Source organism: Stenotrophomonas mexicanensis (assembly GCF_032911605.1).
In the GTDB taxonomy this organism is placed as follows: domain Bacteria; phylum Pseudomonadota; class Gammaproteobacteria; order Xanthomonadales; family Xanthomonadaceae; genus Stenotrophomonas; species Stenotrophomonas maltophilia_A.
Genome location: NZ_JAWJTG010000035.1, coordinates 16,195 through 34,426 on the forward strand (window position 1 = coordinate 16,195; position 18,232 = coordinate 34,426).

Genomic DNA, 18,232 nt, shown 5'->3' on the forward strand with positions numbered 1-18,232 from the left:
CGCATCAGCGCGGCACTCGCACCGACGTCGCCTCCGTGGTGATGTCGTGCACATTCAGGGGCTGCCAGACCTGCATGGACGCCACCTCGGCAATGGCCTGACCGTGGTGCCGGGCCAGCCAGGCCTGCTCGCGGCGCACGCCGGCAGTGTCCTGCTCGGCACGCAATGCCTGCAGCAGCACAACATGGGCCTGCACCGGTTCGCTGCCATCAAAGGTGGGCTCGAGCAGATGGCGTGCCGCTTGTGGACGCTGTTGCGCCAGTTCGGCCATCGCCAGCACAACCCGGCGCCACTTGCCCACCACAGGGCTGCGCTGCCGCTCCAGCAGTTCGCCGTGGTCACGCAGCCACTCTGCGGCCAGCGCGTGCTGGCCCTGGCGCTGGGCCAGATAGGTCAGGGCCAGCAACTGCAGACTGCGGCTACCCAAGGCGGAGTCGTCGTTCTTCCGCAGCAGCGGTCGCAGCATGGCGGCGATGGATTCAAGCTCCTTCGCATCGCCGGCCGTGCACAACGTGGTCACGGTGGCGTGTTGCAGCCGTTGATGGATCTGGTAGTCGATCAGATCCGGTGCCGGGCCATCCGCAGCGATCGCGGCATGCAGGCTGCTGCAATCACGCTGCTCCGCAGCCACCAGCAGGATTGCCCGCAGGCGCATGCGCTGTTGCAGGTCATCCCCCCGCGGCAACCGCATCAACAGCTGCTGTGCCTGTGCGTCCAGGCCCTGCGCAACCAGCACGTCCACATCCAGGTCGTCGGCCTCGTCATTGCCGCGCAGCATCTGTGCCTGGTGCAAGGTGCGCATTGCCTGCTGCGGCAGGCCGAGGCCCAACTGTGCCCGCGCCAGATGGATCATCGGATACAGCCGCAACGGGTCCTGAGGCACCGTCGCGGCGCGCGCATAGGGCTCGGCCTCGGCGAAGCGATTGTCCTGCAGCAGCCCCCAGGAGGTATTGGACAGCCCCGCAAACGAATCCGGATAGATCTTGGCCAGTGCACGCCACTGTTCCAGCGGCCAGCCACCGGGTTCCAGTTCGGCCTGCCAGCCCTTCAGGTACAGGCGCTCACGCGCGGGCAAGCGCTGCTGCTGGGCCAGCGCGTGCTCCAGCGCGTCACGCGCGTCCGCAACCTGCGCAGTGCGGGCCAGCAGCTTGGCCACGCCCATGTAGGCCAGGGCGAAACCGGGATCGATATCGATCGCCGCCTGGTAGAGGTTGCGTGCTTCTTCGAAGCGACGCTGGCCCAGCGCGCTTTCGGCCAGGGCAAACGCACGCAGTGCGCGCAGGTCCTGGGTCGATGCCCGCGGCAGAGGCAACGACTGTTCCAGGCTCGCCACCGATTCGCCCAGGCCACGTCGCAGGCGTCCGACCACGTCGTCCACCGCGAACACCATCTGATCGGATCGATCCGCGGTGGCGGTGAACGTCTGGATCACCTGGCCGCTGCCCGGTGCTGCGACGTCGATGGCGAGCTCGTAGCCACCGATCTTCTGCCGCACCGTCGGCAGCAGCACCGCTCGCGCACCTTCACGCACAGCGACATCGACGGCAGTATCCCGGTTGAGCCGGGTATCGCCCGAGAGCCGCGCCATTTCCAGGCTTTCGCGGATCTTGCCCTCGGACAGCACATTCACGTAGCGCGACTGCTCCAGCGCGATGCGGATCGCGTGCCGCATCGAATCGTCGAAGATCGGATCACCGGTGAGATTGTCGACATCCCCGAGCACCACCCAGTCGCGTTCGGCGAACGCGATCGCCGGCTCCGGCCGCAGCAGCAGCCAGCCGCCCAGCACCGCCACCGTCAGTACCAGACCTTCAGCGGCCAGCACCAACGGCTGCCGCCACAGCGGCAGGTCGCGGCGCGCCTTGGCATTGGCACGTGGCATGCGCAGCGGCGCCGAGCCGATCTCGCCTACTTCGATCACTTCCTGCACCACCGGCACGCCCTTGAAGCGCCAGCGCCCGTGCGACTTCCACAGCAGGCGCGCGCCGCGCTCGCCCAACGCATCGGTTGCGCGGCGGGTCAGTGATTCGGCCACGGCCGACAACAGGATCTGGCCAGGCCGTGCCAGCATCATCAGGCGCGCCGCCATCGGCTTGGCCAGCCCTTCCACTTCCATCGACTTGGCGCCGGCGCGCACCGCTTCGGGACTGTTGTCCCAGGTCAGTACGTCACCCACATGCAGGCCGGCACGCGCACGCAGTTCAATCGAACGCTGCTGGCCCAGCGTGTGCAGTTCGCACTGGTAGTCCAGCGCGAAACCGAGCGCATCGATGGCGCGCTCGAACAGCATGAACAGACCGTCGGAGCGATCGATCAGCTGGCCATTCCAGCGGTGCTGCAACACCAGCACCAGGCGGTCGTGTTCCTGGAACAGGCTCGCGGCCGCGACGTCGCCGATCCGCTCGACCAGCTGCAGCGAATCACACAGATCGGTGAACAGCAGGGCGCGTAGCTGGGGGCTATGCGGGGCTGACGTTCCGTTGTCGCCATTCATCGCCTGCATCTCCCTATGGGCCGTCCGGAGCATCCACCCAGCGCAGGCAGTTGCCACCATCGCGCTTGGCCTGGTACAGCGCGCGGTCCGCGTTGGCGTACCACTCGCTCCAGCCCGCCTCCGGCGCCAGCAGGCTGGCACCGATGCTGACCAGGCTGACGTGCGGCGTGCCATGACTGCGTTCGAGCAGGCCATGCACCGCGCTGAGGATGAACTCGGCCGCGTGCTGCACGATCTCATGGTTGCCACGGCGCAGGATCAGGCAGAACTCATCGCCGCCGAGGCGGCAGGCCAGGTCCTGTTCGCCGGCCATCGAGCGCAGGATGTTGCCCATGCTCTGCAGTACACGGTCGCCGGCCTGGTGGCCGTGGCGATCATTGATCTGCTTGAAGCGGTCGCAGTCGATCAGCAGCAGTGCCTGCGGCAACCCTTCGCCATCGGCGCGGCATTCCTGCAGGTACAGGGTGAGGCCACGACGGTTGTGCAGCCCGGTCAGTTCATCGGTACGTACCAGTTCACGGGTGTGGGTCAACTGGTGGGTGGTGATGTACAGGTTGTCCAGCGCGGTTTCCAGATCGTGGTTGCGCCGACGCAGCTGGCTGATCAGCGCCTGCTCGTTGGTCAGCACGCGCATGATCGTACGGCGCAGGAAGTAGGCGACCAGGCCGGGATCGGATTCCACCAGGCGATGGAAGTCGGCCGGGCCCAGCTCCAGTACTTCACAGTCGGCCAGCGCGCGTGCACTGGCGCTGCGCAGGTGATCGCCGACCAGCAGGCCAAGCTCACCGAAGAACTCATGCTGGCCGAGCGTCTTGATCACCAGGTCCTCGCCGAAGTCCAGTTCTATCTGGCCTTGGAGGATCACATACATCCGTTCGCCGCGATGGCCACGCTGGAACAACCACTGTCCGGCATGAAGCTTGCATGGACGGGCATATCTGGCGAACAATGCGACCTCGGCAGCGGACAGCAGCGCGTGCACGATCTCGGCCATCGCCACCCGGGCAATACCTGACGTCACATCACTGTTCTCGGCCGCACCCCTGCCGGTCATTCCCTGCACCCGCCGCCAGCGTCCCCTGGTGAGCCGCGGAGCATAGCACCGCTTTAAAGTGTGCGCCCTATCTCATTTTGACCCGTCTGCCGATCTTGATTGATGTGAAGATCGGTGGTGGCCCGTTCTGGTCACGGGTGTCCGGACAAAACTCCTGCTGGATCAATCCGATGCCGGGTTTCACAGGGTTTCGGCCAAGTTGCCGGCACGCGGGGGTGCGCCTGATTGACGCTGGCTGCGCGCTGCTCCCTTGCATCGATACAACAACGCCGGCAGGTCCCCCGACCGGCCGGCGTTGTCTGGCCCTTCCCTGGCCACCCTGATCGGATTCCGAAGCTTCGGTAGCGCCGGCCGCTGGCCGGCTTCCCTGTGGTGCCCGAAGGATCACGTGGTTGCCGGCCAGCGGCCGGCACTACCGCATCACGCCGCGCGTTCGCTGCGCCCGCCGTGGAACTGCTCTTCCTCGGTCGAACCGGTCAATGCGGTGGTCGACGACTGGCCCTGCTGGATCGCCTGGGTCACCGCATCGAAGTAGCCGGTGCCAACCTCACGCTGATGCTTGACCGCAGTGAAGCCGCGCTCGGCCGCCTCGAACTCGGCTTCCTGCAACTCGACGAACGCGCTCATCTGGCGGCGCGCGTAGCCGTGGGCCAGATTGAACATGCCGTAGTTCAATGCATGGAAGCCGGCCAGGGTGATGAACTGGAACTTGTAGCCGTAGCTGCCCAGCTCGCGCTGGAACTTGGCGATGGTGGCGTCGTCCAGGTTCTTCTTCCAGTTGAAGCTGGGCGAGCAGTTGTAGGCCAGCAGCTTGCCCGGGAACTTCGCATGGATCGCCTCGGCGAACTTGCGTGCAAACTCCAGGTCCGGCTTGCCGGTCTCGCACCACACCAGGTCGGCGTAGGGCGCATAGGCCAGGCCACGGCTGATCGCCTGGTCCAGGCCGTTGCGGGTCTTGTAGAAGCCTTCCACGGTGCGCTCGCCGGTGGCGAATGGCTTGTCGTTGCCATCGATGTCGCTGGTCAGCAGATCCGCGGCCTCGGCATCGGTACGCGCCACCAGCAGGGTCGGCACGCCCAGCACGTCGGCGGCCAGGCGCGCAGCGTTGAGCTTCTCGATCGCCTCGCGGGTCGGCACCAGCACCTTGCCGCCCATGTGGCCACACTTCTTCACCGAGGCCAGCTGGTCTTCGAAATGCACGCCAGCGGCACCGGCCTCGATCATTGCCTTCATCAGCTCGAACGCGTTGAGCACGCCGCCGAAGCCGGCTTCGGCATCGGCCACGATCGGCTGCAGGAAATCGATGTCGTCCTTGCCTTCGGCGTGGTGCAGCTGGTCGGCGCGCAGCAGCGTGTTGTTGATGCGCTTGACTACCGCCGGCACCGAATCGGCCGGGTACAACGACTGGTCCGGGTACATCTGCCCGGCCAGGTTGGCGTCGGCCGCCACCTGCCAGCCGGACAGGTAGATCGCCTTCAGCCCGGCCTTGACCTGCTGCATGGCCTGGTTGCCGGTCAGTGCACCCAGCGCGTTGACGAACTCGCGCTCGTGCAGCGATGCCCACAGCTTCTCTGCACCCAGGCGGGCCAGCGAGTGCTCGATGTGGACGGTGCCGCGCAGGCGCACCACGTCGGCGGCGCTGTAATTGCGCTGGATGCCTTCCCAACGCGGGTTGGTATCCCAGTCGTGCTGGATCTGTTCGGCAGTGGGCAGCTTGCTCATGTCTTTCTCCAGTTCGGTTCGTGCATGCAGCGGGGAGGGAAACGGCAGGAAACGCGGGCGGCGATCAGTCGATGCGCGCGTAGGCCGGCAGGGTCAGGAAATCGGTCAGTTCGTCGCTGCGGCTCAGTTCGCCGAGCAGGGTGATGGCCTCGCCGATGCGTGCACCACCGGGCAGCGCGGTGGTATCGCCCAGCCGCGCCGGCAGCTGCGACAGGGTGGAATCCAGCAGCGCCAGATCGATCGCAGTGCCATCGTCCAGCTGCTGTCCCGGCGTATGCAGCCACTGCCACAGCTGGCTGCGGCTGATCTCGGCGGTGGCCGCGTCCTCCATCAGGTGATGGATCGGCACGCAGCCGTTGCCATCCAGCCACGCGGCCAGGTAGCGCACACAGACTTCCACGTTGCCCTCAAAGCCGGCACGGGTGATGGTGCCCGTCGGCCGCGCGATCAGTTCGTCGCGCCCGACGCGTACATCCTGGCGCAGCACGCTGTGCTGGTTCGGGCCGGGCATGTGTTCGTCGAAGATCGCCATCGCCACCGGAATCAGCGCCGGGTGCGCGACCCAGGTACCGTCGTGGCCGGCAGTGACCTCGCGCAGCTTGTCAGCGCGCACACGGGCCATCGCCTGCTCGTTGGCAGCGGCATCGTTGTTGATCGGGATCTGCGCGGCCATGCCGCCCATCGCATGCGCACCGCGGCGGTGGCAGGTCTGGATCAGCAGTTCCGAATACGCCTTCAGGAACGGCTGGGTCATGGTCACCTGGCCGCGTTCGGGCAGCACGCGGTCGGCGTGGCGGCGGAAGGTCTTCAGGTACGAGAAGATGTAATCCCAGCGCCCGCAGTTCAGGCCGACGATGCGGTCACGCAGCGCGTGCAGGATCTCGTCCATCTCGAACACTGCCGGCAAGGTTTCAATCAGCACGGTCACCTTGATCTGGCCGTGCGGCAGGCCGAGCATGCCCTCGATGTGCGACAGCGCGGTCTCCCACAGCGCCGCCTCTTCCATGCTCTGCAGCTTGGGCAGGTAGAAGTACGGGCCGCGGTCCTTGGCCTGCAGCGTGCGGGCGTTGTGGAAGGCGAACACGGCCGCATCGAACAGGCCGCCGGCCAGCGGCTGGCCATCGATGGCCACATGCTTCTCGTCCAGGTGCCAGCCACGCGGGCGCACGATCAGCACCGCCTGTTCGTCGTAGGGGCGCAGGCGGTAGTGCTTGCCCGGCTTGCCATTGGCGGCCGGCGCAGTGAATTCCAGATCACCGCGCACCGCCGCCGCCAGCGACTGCTGCCCGGCCAGCAGGTTGCGCCAGGTCGGCGAGGTCGAATCCTCGAAGTCGGCCATGAACACCTTGGCGCCGGAGTTCAGCGCGTTGATGACCATCTTCGGGTCGGTCGGGCCGGTGATCTCGACACGGCGGTCCTGCAGCGCCGCCGGCAGCGGGGCAACACGCCAGTCGCCGCTGCGGATCGCGGTGGTGTCTTCGCGGAAATCCGGCAGGCCGCCCTGGTCGAAGAACGCCTGACGCTCCCGACGGGCCTGCAGCCGTGCCTGCCGGCCCGGTTCCACCGCGCGGTGCAGCGACACCAGCAGGGCCAGCAGCGGCGCCGGCAGCAGGGTGTCCTGGCCGGCCACGCGGGTCGCCAGGGCGATACCGGGGGTGGCCTTGCTGGCGGGGGTGGGAACAGCGGAAGCGACGGCGGACATGGGGCGACTCCAGCGGTGGGGAACGCCTCCACGGTGCCGTCGGCACCGAGTATTTGGCAAAACAGTTTTTGCAATGCTCTACATAAGTTGTGCTAATACTTGTGACACGATGAGCACACGCCCCCCGCCAAGTCCGCGTTTTTCCTACAAATCCGACCGGTTGAAGCCGCTGCGCGCGTTCTGCCAGACCGTGCGCCTGGGCTCGGTCTCACGGGCGGCTGAGGCTCTTTTCGTCAGCCAGCCGGCCATCAGCCTGCAGTTGCAGGCCTTGGAGCGAGAGCTGGGGGTGCCGTTGTTCGAGCGCAGCGGGCGCCGCTTGGTGCCCAGCCGCGAGGGCCAGCTGCTCTACGAGATGGCACAGCCGCTGGTGGAGAACCTGGACGGGCTGGAGGCGCGTTTCCGCGACAAGGTGCGCGGGCTGGATGCGGGCGAGCTGAACATCGCCGCCAACAGTTCAACCATCCTGTACCTGCTGCCGAAGATCGTCGAACGCTTCCGCCTGCATCATCCGGACGTGCGCCTGACCCTGCACAACGCGATCAGTGCCGATGGCACCGACCTGCTGCGCGAGGATGCCGCCGACCTGGCGATCGGCTCGATGACTGATGTGCCGGCCGATCTCAGCTACGCACCGGCCTACCGTTTCGAGCAGGTGCTGATCGCGCCGCACGACCATCCGCTGGCCAGCGGTGGCGAGCTGGAACTGGCCGACATCGCGCGTTTTCCGCTGGTGCTGCCACCGAAGCGGCAGATCACCTACCGCCTGGTCGACCAGGTATTCCAGCGCCACCGCATCGCCTACACCGTGGCATTGGAAGTGGGTGGCTGGGAGGTGATCAAGCAGTACGTGGCGATGGGCATGGGCATTTCCATCGTGCCGGCGCTGTGCCTGAACGAGGCCGACCGCGAGCGGCTGGCGGCGCGGTCGATGAAGCGCTGGTTCCCGGAACGCAGTTACGGGGTGATCGTGCGCCGCGGCAAGGCGTTGTCGGCGCAGGCGCGGGCGTTCATCGAGCTGATCCAGCCGGAGTTGTTCAGCCCGCGCGATTACGACCAGAGCGGGCATTCCGAGCGGTGAGGGGTATTCGGCAGGGCTGCGCCCTGCACCTGCCGAAGCCGAAGCAACGGCAACAGCGGGCTATCCGTGGGATGGCGGGGCGGCGTGGGTGGGCAGGACACGCCGTAAACCCCGCTCCGCGGTCCGGCCCAGCCGCTGGCGGCTGTGCGTTCGGGCGCTTGCGAAGCAGTGCTTCGCAAGCAAAGCGCCCTCACCCATGGGGGCTCGATGGCGCCATCCATGGCGCCAACGGTCCTGCCCACCCACACCGTCCCGCCTCTGACAGATTCCCGCGATCTGTCGGGGTCGGATCCCGTTGCTGCGCAACGGGCTCTGACCCCCGCTGCAAATGATCGAAACCGGATTTTGTAGAGTCGAGCCATGCTCGACTGGCGGAAAAGTGATCGAAGAAGGCGACAAGCCCGGTGCCGGTCTGGCTAGACTGGACCCATGTCCATCGAACTCCGCCATCTGCGCTATTTCCTCGCCGTTGCCGATACGCTGCACTTCGGACAGGCGGCGGAGCGGCTGGGTATGTCGCAGCCGCCGCTCAGCCAGCAGATCCGCCAGCTGGAGGACCTGATCGGTGCGCGGCTGTTCGTGCGCAGCCATCGTCGTGTACAGCTGACGCCTGCCGGTGAGCTGCTGCAGGAACGTACACGCGCCATCGTGCAGCAGGTGGAAATGGCGGTGGACGAGGTGCAGCGTGCACAGCGCGGCGAGCAGGGCGAACTGCGTATCGGCCTGACCCGGGCGACGCCACTGTCACCGCAGATTCCGCGTTCAATCCTGCAGTACCGCCAGCGTTATCCGCAGGTGCGGCTGCAGCTGAGCGAGATGAACACCCTGCAGCAGATCGATGCACTGCTCGATGGCAGCCTGGACGTGGGCATCATCCGCAAGCGCGCGTTGCCGCCGGAACTGGTGGCCCACAGCCTGTTCGTCGATCCGCTGGCGTTGATCGTGCATGCCGATCACCCTGCCCTGCGCAGGCTGTCGAAACAGGGCACGCTGTCGCTGCGCGACTTCGCGCAGGAGCCGTTCGTAGCATTCCGCCGCAGTGCCGGTGCGGGCATCCATGACCACATGATCGCGTTGTGTGCGGCGGCGGGCTTCACCCCGCGTATCGTGCAGGAGGCCGGTGAGGCGTCGACGCTGATCAGTCTGGCCGCCGCAGGCCTGGGCGCAGCGATCCTGCCGTCGTCGTGCGACCACATCCGCGTGGAAGGCGCGCGCTTCGTGGCACTGGCCGATGCCGGTGCGCATTCGGAAGTGCAGCTGGCGTGGCATCGCGAGGGTGTCACGCCGCTGATCCGCAATTTTGCTGGGCTGCTGCGCGAGGCGTTCGCGGAGGGGTGAGGGTGCAACCCACCCGGTAGTGGCCAACCTTGGTTGGCCCACGGCCACAGCGCCGACCAAGGTCGGCATCTACCAGAGCAGGATCACGCCGTCAGCGGCTGCTGGGCGCGCTGCTGCAGCGCCCAGACAATGCCACCGCCGATCAGGGTCAGCACGGCGGCGAACAGGCACACACCCAGCCAATCCCACGCTGCATAGGCCAGGCCGCCGACAGCACCGAGCACGCTGGAACCCAGATAGTAGGCAAACAGATACAGCGCCGAGGCTTCGGCGCGCATCGCGCCGGCGCGGCTGCCGACCCAGCTGCTGGCCACGGAGTGACCGCCGAAGAAGCCGAACGTCACCAGCGCGATACCGAGTGCCATCGTGCTCAGCCACGGCATCGCCAACAGCGCGATGCCGGCACCAATCAGTGCGAACGAGATCGACAGGATGCGGCCGCGACCGTAGCGCGTGGCCTGCTGGCCCATCCACGCCGAACTGAAGGTACCCACCAGATACACGCTGAAGATCAGCCCGACCACGGTCTGGCTGAGGTGGTACGGCGGCGCCAGCAGGTGGTAGCCCAGGTAGTTGTAGAGGGTGACGAACACGCCCATCAGCACGAACGAGGTAGCGAACAGCCACGGCAGGCCCGGGTCGGCGAACAGCGTGCGCCAGCGCGACGGCAATTGGCGCAGGCCATCGCGGCGCGGGTGGAAGTGGCGCGACGGCGGCAGCTGCAGCCAGAGCAGGACGGTACTGGCAATGGCGATGATTGAGACGACGCCGATGCCCCAGCGCCAGCCCCAGTGGTCGGCGATGATGCCGGCCAGCAGGCGCCCGCTCATGCCGCCGATGGCGTTGCCGCCGATGTACAGGCCCATCGCCAGGCCCAGCGCGCGGCTGTCCATTTCCTCGACCAGGTAGGTCATCGCCACTGCCGGCACGCCGCTCAACGCCAGGCCGAGCAGGGTGCGCAGTACCAGCAGCGTGGTCCAGTCATCCACCAGTGCCGTGCACAGCGACAGCGTGGCCGAGGCCAGCAGCGCGACGATCATCAACGGGCGACGGCCGACCGCATCGGACAGCAGGCCGGCCAGCAGCATCGCCACCGCCAGCGTGCCGGTGGTCAACGACAGCGACATCGCGCTGCCGGCGGCGGACACGCCGAAATGACGGCTGAACTCCGGCAGCAGTGGCTGCACCGTGTAAAGCAGGCCGAAGGTGGAGAAACCGGCCAGGAACAGCGCCAGCGCGGTGCGGCGGAAGGCCGGTGTGCCCTGCTGGATGCGGGTCTCAGCGATGGAATCGACAGTGGAGGGGCGGCCTTCGACGGCCACCACGGTTTCGCCAGTCATGGGATCGATGGGCCGGTGGGGCGGCCGGGCGTGGGAGGGAACGGGCCTCAGACTAGGCCCGTCCATCCAGTCGATCCATAACCTGATAGGTCAGGATTGATATACCAAAAGTATTAATTCAGCTTACAGGCGCTGCCATTCGAAGCCATCGCCACGGCGGTAGTACACCGCCACCGCGCGGCCATAGACTTTGTCGGCGTCGACGAAACCGAAGAAGCGGCCGTCGAAGCTGTTGCCACGGTGGTCACCCAGCACCAGTACCTTGCCGTCCGGCACCACCAGGTCAGCGATGTCCGGGCCGCCGCCCATGTCCAGGTCGAGGCTGGCATGGCGGTCGCCGAAGGCTTCCACGTCCTGCAGGTCGGCGATCTGCAGCGGCTGGCCGTTGATGCTCAGATGGCCTTCGCGCAGCTGCACGTGATCACGGGCCACTGCAGCCACGCGCTTGATCAGGCGGGTGCCGTCGGCCGGTGAATCGAACACCGCCACTTCGCCGCGCTGCGGGGTGCCGGTCGCCATCAGTTCCTTGCCGGTGAACGGCAGGCGCAGGCCATAGGCGCGCATGTCCACCACCACCCGGTCGCCGGGCTGCAGGGTCGGCTGCATCGAGCCGCTGGGCACCACGTAGTGGTTGGCGAGGGTATCGCGGGCGGCGGCGAGCAGGCCAAGCATCACCAGCAACGGCAGCGCCTCCTTCTTCAGCCAGACCAGCGCGCGTTCGGAAAACGGGGGGCGGGCAACAGCATCCATGACAGGCTCCGAGCAAGTGGTAGCGCCATCAGACCACATCCGGGCGCAGGAGGTTCCCGGTAGTGCCGGGCCATGCCCTGCGAGCGCGCAGCGCGGTGGTTCCGGCAATCCGCCGGGCATGGCCCGGCGCTACCGATGCACGGGTTACGCAGGTTTTACGCTGCGCCCCGGCAGCGGGCATCGCAGCTTTACGGCTACCACGCGCATCGTGTGCCCACCGCGCCGCAGGGCGCATTCCGCAAGGTGTTGTATGACCCTCCTGGTGATCCGCCACGCATCTTCGTCGGCGCCGCGCCCGCAGCTGCCGGCGCAGCTGGCCGGCCATCGCGTGCTGTGCAGCGACTGCGCCAGCCTGTCCGAGGTACGCCAGTGCCTGTGCCAGCCGCAGGCGCGCTCGGCCGACTGGGTACTGCTGGATGTCGGCGCCGCCGACGAGGCGCAATGGCAGGCCGAAGGTGGCGCGCTGCAGGCGGCGCTGGAACGGCTGCCGGCGCAGTACATCGAGCTGCAGGCCCCCAGCGAGCCCGGCCTGGATGCACGCCTGCGCCTGCAGCATGGCCCCGCCGCGGTGGTGGTGGACCAGCGCAGCCAGCAGGCGGGGTATCCATTGTCGCTGGCCATTGTCGGCCGCCGTCTGGCACAGGAGGGCTGAGCCATGTCGATCTTCATCATCCGTGGCCCGGAAGCGGCCGGTGCCCTGATCCGCACCGCGATGCCGCTGCCGGCACCGGTCCTGAAGTCACTGGTGCATCGCGCGATCGACGCCGGTACCAGCGTGGCGATCCGTGCCTGTGGTTCGGAACAGGAACTGCTGGACGCCCTGCGCGTGGCCGACCACAGCCGCGGCGAGGTGACCCTGCTTGACCCGGGTGCATGTGCCAACAGCCTGCGCCTGCAGCGCCTGCTGCCCTACCTGCACAACGCCTATGTGGAAGTGCATGACGACGGTGCAGTGGCCGAGCCGTGCCTGCCGGCCGGTGTCGGCCAGCGCCTGGGCATCGCCGCTGGTTACGGCGCGCAGAGCTATGTGCTGGCGCTGGATATCGCGCTGGATCACCTGGGCCTGGCCGAGCAGGCGAACCGGGTGCACGTGGGGACGTAACGTTGTTTGTAGAGTCGAGCCATGCTCGACTGGTTTTTCATCGAAAGGCAGCCGAGCATGGCTCGGCTCTACAGAAGAACGTCGAGCATGGCTCGACGCTACAGAAAGAAAAACGGCGGGGTTACCCCCGCCGTTTTCGTTTTCTTATTTCAGCCCGCGGAACTTCAGCAGCGGTTCCACCGACGGGTCCTTGCCGCGGAAATCGCGGTACAGGGTCGACAGCTCCACGCTGTTGCCGCGCGAGAGGATCTTGTCGCGGAACTCCTGGCCGTTGGCCGCGGTCAGGCCACCGTGTTCGGTGAACCACTGGTAGGCGTCATGGTCCAGCACTTCGGCCCAGAAGTAGGCGTAGTAACCGGCCGAGTAACCGCCACCCCAGATGTGATCGAAGTAGGTGGTGCGGTAGCGCGGCGGCACCTGCGGCAGGTCGATCTTGAACTTCTTCAGCGCGCTGGCCTCAAAGGCGCCGACATCCTGCAGCGGCGCATCGGCCTTCTGCGTGTGCCAGGCCAGGTCGAGCAGTGCGGCCGACAGGTACTCGGTGGTCGCGTAGCCCTGGTTGAAGCTGCGTGCCTTGAGGATCTTGTCGACCAGTTCCTGCGGCATCGCCTCGCCGGTCTTGTAGTGCTTGGCGTAGTTGGCGAACACCTTCGGATCCAGCGCCCAGTGCTCGTTGAACTGCGACGGGAACTCGACGAAGTCACGTGAGGTGGCGGTACCGGCGATCGACGGGTACTTCACGTTCGAGAACATGCCGTGCAGCGCATGGCCGAACTCATGGAACATGGTGGTGACGTCGTCGAAGCTGATCAGCGCAGGCTGGCCGGCGGCCGGCTTGGTGAAGTTGCAGACGTTGTAGACCACCGGCTTGGCACCGGTCAGACCATCCTGTTCGACGAACACGTCCATCCAGGCGCCGCCGGACTTGCTGTCACGCTTGAAGTAGTCGGTGTAGAACAGGGCCAGCGAGGTGCCGTCCTTGTCGAACACTTCGTACACCTTCATGTCCGGGTTGTAGGTCGGAATGTCGGTGCGCGGCTTGAAGGTGATGCCGTACAGCTGGGTGGCGGCGTAGAAGACGCCGTTCTGCAGCACGTTGTCCAGTTCGAAGTACGGCTTGACCTGCGATTCGTCCAGATCGTACTTGGCCTTGCGCACCTGCTCGGCGTAGAAGTCCCAGTCCGAAGCGGCAACCTGGAACCCACCCTTCTGCGCGTCGATCACCTTCTGGATCTCGCCGGCTTCGGCGCGGGCCTTGGCGGTGGCGGCCGGCACGGTGTCGGTCAGCAGCTTGAGCGCGGCGGCCGGGGTCTTGGCCATCTGGTCGCCCAGCTGGTAGTCGGCGAAGGTGTCGAAGCCGAGCAGCTTGGCCTTCTGCGCACGCAGCTGGGCCAGTCGCTGCACGGTCTGCCGGGTGTCGTTGGCATCGCCGCGCTCGGCGCGGGTTTCCGAGGCCTTCAGCACGGCGGCACGCTGGTCGCGGTCGCTCAGCGAGCCGAGTACCGGCTGCTGGGTGGTGTTCTGCAGCGGCAGCAGGAACTTGCCATCCAGCTTGCGCTCCTTGGCAGCAGCCGCCGCGTTGTTGATCGCGTCCTCGTCCAGGCCGGCCAGCTTGGCCTTGTCGTCGACGACGACGGCAGCGGCAGCGGTGGCAGCCACCAGGCGGGTGTGGAACTGGGTGGAAAGGGTGGTTTCTTCCACGTTGAGCTTGCGCAGGCTCGCCTTGTCGGCGTCGGACAGCTGCGCACCGGCGCGCACCAGGCCATCGTAGTAGTGCTCGACCAGGCGCTTCTGCACCGGGTCCAGCTCCAGCGTGTCACGCTGGTCGTACAGCGACTTCACACGCGCGAACAGCTTCGGATCGAGATTGATCTCGTCCTGGTGCGCGGCCAGCTTCGGCGCCACGTCTTCCTGGATCTTCTGGCGCGCATCGTTGGTATCGGCCTGGACCAGGCCGAAGAAGATGCGCGACACGCGGTTCAGCGTCTCGCCGCTGCGCTCCATCGCCACGATGGTGTTGTCGAAGGTGGCCGGCTCGCTGCTGTCAGCGATCTTGCGCACGTCGGCCAGGTGCTGGCGCATGCCTTCCTCGAACGCCGGCAGGTAGTCGCTGTCCTTGATCTTGTCGAACTGCGGCGCTTGGAACGGCAGCGTGCTGGCGCTCAGCAGCGGATTGGTGGAGGCTTCGGCCGGCTGCTGGGCCGGGGCTTTCTGGGCATCGGACACGGGGGTGGACTCCTTGCCGGAACAGGCCGCCAGCGCCAGGCTGATGGCGGCGGCCAGGACTACGGTACGCGACATGTAAAACGCTCCTTGGGCAGACGGTATGGGATACCAGCCCTCCACCCTACTCCTGTCGCGCTCGCCCGGCATGTGCCGGACGTGGCGTCTATGCGGCGGCCTGCGGCTGGCTCAGACCGTACCGCGGGTCTTGCCGATCCAGGGCCGGTAGAACTCGCGGATGGCGGCCATGTCGGCGGCGTCATCGCCGGTAGGCGTGAACAGCGGGCCGATGCCGATGGTCTTCTCCGGGTAGTGGAAATACGCGGCCAGGATCGGCACGTCGGCCATCCGCGCGATCTTCAGGAAGCCGGCCTTCCAGTCCTTCACGGCCTTGCGGGTGCCCTCGGGCGTGATGGCGAACCACATCTTCTCGTTGTTGCGCAGCAGATCCACCGCCTGGCCCACCGTGCCCTGCGGCGAGCTGCGATCGAGCGGGATCACGCCCAGCTTGTGCAGCAGCGGGCCGAGCGGCCACCAGAACAGCGATGCCTTGCCCAGCACCTTCACCTTCATGCCCAGCGCGATCTTCGCGGCCATGCCCCACAGGCCGTCCCAGTTGGACGAATGCGGGGCGATGATGAAGACCAGCCTGGGGATGTCAGGCAGGGTACCGGTCACCTTCCAGCCGCCCATGCGCAGGGTGCAGCGCGCCAGCCAGCGCAGGAAGGCGTTGGGTTTGACCTGCGGCATCTGCGGCGGCACGGCCGGCAGCAACGAAGTCGGGTTGTTCAAGCAATCACTCCCAGTCACGTGATGAGCGCCCGCGCTTGATCTGCGCGCGCCCGCGTTTGGCGTCCAGACGACGCAGTTTCGACCCGAGGGTCGGCTTGGTGGCCTTGCGCGGCTTGGGCACGCTCAGCCCGGCCTGGATGAAGGCCGCCAGCCGATCGCGCGCATCCTCGCGATTGCGATCCTGGGTCCGGAAACGTTGCGCGTCGATGACCAGCACGCCTTCGCCGGTCATGCGCCGGTCACGCCGCGCCAGCAGGCGCGCGCGCAACGGTTCGGGCAACGAGGGCGAGTTGGCCACATCGAAACGCAGTTCCACCGCGGTGGAGACCTTGTTGACGTTCTGGCCACCGGCGCCACTGGCACGCACGAACCGCTCGACGATCTCGCCGTCGGGGATTTCAAGCTGCGCGCTGATGGTGACCGGTCCACTGCCCATCCGCGCATTGTAGCGGCAGCCACGCACCGGAGTGCGGCATCGCGCCCCGTATGCCGCCGATCAGGTACCGAACACGCCGCCTTCGCCTTGGCTGCGGGTATGCTGGCCGTCCCATGTACTGCAGGAAGCCCCGCATGACCCGCACCGTACCCGCCCTGCCGTCCCTGCTGCGCCGCGCCGCCCTGCTGCTGGCGCTGGCCGTGGCCAGCGTTCCGGCCCTGGCCGCGCCGCCGACCGATGGCGACATCAACCGCCTGCTGTCGGCCTCACGCGCGCAGAGCATGATCGACACCATGCTGCCGCAGATCGAGGCGATGCAGCAGCAGCAGTTCCAGCAGGTGGCCGCACAGCGCCAGCTCAATGCCCAGCAGCAGGAACAGCTGAAGCGGATCCAGGCGCGGACCAGCCAGACCCTGCGCCAGGCCCTGTCGTGGCAGCAGCTTCGGCCGATGTACGTGGACCTGTACAAAAAGACCTTCAGCAAGGAAGACGTGCTGGCGATGGCCGAGTTCTACGAGAGCGCGGCCGGCCAGAGCCTGCTGGACAAGACCCCGGCGCTGATGCAGAACGTGATGGTCGCGATCCAGGCGCGCATGCAGCCACTGTTTGCGGACCTGCAGAAGGATCTGGAAGCGATCGTCAACGAGCCGGAAAAGAAATGAGGTAGTGCCGGCCGCTGGCCGGCTCCCCATTACATCTGGAATCACGCAGATGCCGGCCAGTGGCCGGCACTACCGTCAATCCGTATCCACCTGCCAGCCGAACAGGTCCAGCGCCTTCTGGAACCCGCCGTCCAACGGCGCACGCACGTCCACCGTGCCACCGTCCGGATGCGGGAAGCGCAGGCGCTCGGCGTGCAGCAGCATGCGGTGCACGCCCTGCATGCGGAAGATGCGGTTGTGGCGGCCATCGCCGTGGCTGGTGTCGCCGATCATGTGATGCGAGAGGTGCTTGAGGTGCCGGCGGATCTGCCGGAAGCGTCCGGTCTGCGGCTGGCAGCGCAGCAGTGCGTAGCGCGAGCTGGTGAATTCACCGACCGGCACCGACAGCTCGCCGGTGGCCAGGCGCTGGAAGTCGGTGATCGCCGGCTTTTTCACCGGCTTGCCCGGGCCGCCGTCCAGATCATGATCGACCTGCCAGGCGAGCTCGGCCGGCCAGCCCCGGCAGACCGTCAGGTAGTCCTTCAGCACTTCGCCGCCCATCAGGGCCTTGCCCAGCGCACTGGCGGTATCGCGGTCGAAGGCCAGCAGCAGGCAGCCACTGGTGGCCCGGTCCAGACGATGCACGAGGAAGATCGGGCGGCCCAGCTGCTCGCGCAGGCGGTCGGCCAGGAAGTCGTCTTCGCCACGGGCCAGCTTGCTGTCGTGGACCATCAGCCCGGCAGGCTTGTTGACCACGGCCAGGCGCTCATCCAGGTGCAGCAGCTGCAGGGGCGCGGTGTCGGTCTCGACCGCGGCGAGGGTATCGGGTTCGGTGCTCACGGCAGGATTATCGGGGCTGGGCATTGAATGGGGTAGAGCCGGCCGCTGGCCGGCTGTCTCCGGGCAGTCGGATGGCTGCGGTTGCCGACCAGCGGCCGGCAACAGCGTGCCAACCAAGATTGGCACCTACCTGTAGAGCGGTCAGGCGCTGCGCACGGCCAACAGCTCGCCATTGCCCACCGGCACCAGGCTGGTGCTGAAGTCCGGATCAGCGTCCAGCAGCACGCGCAGCGGTTGCATCTCTTCCGCATGCGAGGTGGCGTTGTCCACCACCAGCAGGCCACCCGCGCGCAGCACGCGACGCAACTGCGGCCACCAGCCGGCGTACTGCCCGCGGTCCGAATCGAGGAACAGCAGGTCGATGCAGGCATCGGCGGCCTGCGCCAGCCAGAGCCCGGCATCGTCGTGGACCAGCGTGATGCGATCGGCCAGACCACTGCGCGCGAAGGTATCACGCGCCATCGCCACCTTGTCCTCGGCGTATTCCAGCGTGGTCACGTGGCCGTCGATGGCGGCGGTTGCCTCGGCCAGCCACAGCGTGGAATAGCCGTTGGACGTACCGATTTCCAGCACCCGGCGAGCGTTGCCGAAGCGCACCAGCACCGACAGGAATTCACCGGTGTCGGGCGTGATGTTGAGCATGCGTCGGCCGCGCTCGCTTTCGCGTGCGTCGTTGTCGGCGCCGAAGCGGATCAGTTCGTCCTTGAGTGCCTGCAGCAT

Annotated in this window: 16 protein-coding genes; 5 read left to right on the top strand and 11 right to left on the bottom strand. The window is 66.9% G+C overall.

What is annotated here, in order from left to right; genetic code table 11:
- Positions 1-4: 4 nt before the first annotated feature.
- The 4 genes from R1L06_RS14840 to aceB form a co-directional block, all read right to left on the bottom strand.
- Positions 5-2,503, bottom strand: a complete 2,499-nt coding sequence (locus R1L06_RS14840) for a putative peptide modification system cyclase (protein ID WP_317218088.1) — start codon at positions 2,501-2,503, stop codon at positions 5-7.
- 4 nt (positions 2,504-2,507) lie between these two features.
- Entirely contained in the window at positions 2,508-3,548 is a 1,041-nt protein-coding gene (locus R1L06_RS14845) for a GGDEF domain-containing protein (protein WP_317218089.1), read from the bottom strand.
- Positions 3,549-3,968: 420 nt separating this feature from the next.
- Positions 3,969-5,270 carry an isocitrate lyase gene (aceA, locus tag R1L06_RS14850; RefSeq protein ID WP_004153647.1) on the bottom strand — a complete coding sequence of 434 codons (1,302 nt, stop codon included), beginning with the start codon at positions 5,268-5,270 and terminating at the stop codon, positions 3,969-3,971.
- Between the two features lie 64 nt (positions 5,271-5,334).
- Complete coding sequence (gene aceB, locus R1L06_RS14855) at positions 5,335-6,972, bottom strand: malate synthase A (protein ID WP_317218090.1); 1,638 nt, start codon at positions 6,970-6,972, stop codon at positions 5,335-5,337.
- Between the two features lie 109 nt (positions 6,973-7,081).
- Between aceB and R1L06_RS14860 the strand changes: the two genes are divergently transcribed.
- Together R1L06_RS14860 and R1L06_RS14865 are read left to right on the top strand one after the other, a co-directional pair.
- Complete coding sequence (locus tag R1L06_RS14860) at positions 7,082-8,050, top strand: LysR family transcriptional regulator (RefSeq protein WP_049421009.1); 969 nt, start codon at positions 7,082-7,084, stop codon at positions 8,048-8,050.
- Positions 8,051-8,479: 429 nt separating this feature from the next.
- Positions 8,480-9,388, top strand: coding sequence for a LysR family transcriptional regulator (locus R1L06_RS14865; RefSeq protein WP_317218091.1), 909 nt, complete (start codon positions 8,480-8,482; stop codon positions 9,386-9,388).
- A gap of 83 nt (positions 9,389-9,471) precedes the next feature.
- On the opposite strand, the gene R1L06_RS14870 is transcribed toward R1L06_RS14865, so the two are convergent.
- Positions 9,472-10,728: an MFS transporter gene (locus R1L06_RS14870; protein WP_317218092.1), complete on the bottom strand. Its 1,257-nt coding sequence runs from the start codon at positions 10,726-10,728 to the stop codon at positions 9,472-9,474.
- A gap of 123 nt (positions 10,729-10,851) precedes the next feature.
- Positions 10,852-11,478, bottom strand: coding sequence for a signal peptidase I (gene lepB, locus R1L06_RS14875; RefSeq protein WP_317218093.1), 627 nt, complete (start codon positions 11,476-11,478; stop codon positions 10,852-10,854).
- 250 nt (positions 11,479-11,728) lie between these two features.
- Here lepB and R1L06_RS14880 point away from each other — a divergent pair, with 250 nt between their 5' ends.
- Positions 11,729-12,130, top strand: a complete 402-nt coding sequence (locus R1L06_RS14880; RefSeq protein WP_019661885.1) for a hypothetical protein — start codon at positions 11,729-11,731, stop codon at positions 12,128-12,130.
- Between the two features lie 3 nt (positions 12,131-12,133).
- Positions 12,134-12,580 carry a 3-dehydroquinate dehydratase gene (locus R1L06_RS14885; RefSeq protein WP_004153636.1) on the top strand — a complete coding sequence of 149 codons (447 nt, stop codon included), beginning with the start codon at positions 12,134-12,136 and terminating at the stop codon, positions 12,578-12,580.
- A 144-nt stretch (positions 12,581-12,724) separates the two neighbouring features.
- Here the strand turns inward: R1L06_RS14885 and dcp are convergent, their stop codons facing one another.
- The 3 genes from dcp to arfB all read right to left on the bottom strand — a co-directional run bounded on the left by dcp (position 12,725) and on the right by arfB (position 16,031).
- A complete protein-coding gene (gene dcp / locus R1L06_RS14890; protein WP_317218094.1) occupies positions 12,725-14,881 on the bottom strand; it encodes a peptidyl-dipeptidase Dcp in 2,157 nt (718 codons plus the stop codon).
- Between the two features lie 111 nt (positions 14,882-14,992).
- Positions 14,993-15,553, bottom strand: coding sequence for a lysophospholipid acyltransferase family protein (locus R1L06_RS14895; RefSeq protein WP_223276957.1), 561 nt, complete (start codon positions 15,551-15,553; stop codon positions 14,993-14,995).
- A 46-nt stretch (positions 15,554-15,599) separates the two neighbouring features.
- Complete coding sequence (gene arfB, locus R1L06_RS14900) at positions 15,600-16,031, bottom strand: alternative ribosome rescue aminoacyl-tRNA hydrolase ArfB (RefSeq protein WP_032130467.1); 432 nt, start codon at positions 16,029-16,031, stop codon at positions 15,600-15,602.
- 134 nt (positions 16,032-16,165) lie between these two features.
- Between arfB and R1L06_RS14905 the strand changes: the two genes are divergently transcribed.
- On the top strand, positions 16,166-16,693 hold the full coding sequence (locus R1L06_RS14905; protein WP_125895907.1) for a DUF2059 domain-containing protein: 528 nt from the start codon (positions 16,166-16,168) through the stop codon (positions 16,691-16,693).
- Positions 16,694-16,768: 75 nt separating this feature from the next.
- On the opposite strand, the gene R1L06_RS14910 is transcribed toward R1L06_RS14905, so the two are convergent.
- Together R1L06_RS14910 and R1L06_RS14915 are read right to left on the bottom strand one after the other, a co-directional pair.
- Positions 16,769-17,512, bottom strand: coding sequence for a pseudouridine synthase (locus R1L06_RS14910; protein WP_049421002.1), 744 nt, complete (start codon positions 17,510-17,512; stop codon positions 16,769-16,771).
- Between the two features lie 141 nt (positions 17,513-17,653).
- Positions 17,654-18,232 carry an O-methyltransferase gene (locus R1L06_RS14915; RefSeq protein WP_317218095.1) on the bottom strand — a complete coding sequence of 193 codons (579 nt, stop codon included), beginning with the start codon at positions 18,230-18,232 and terminating at the stop codon, positions 17,654-17,656.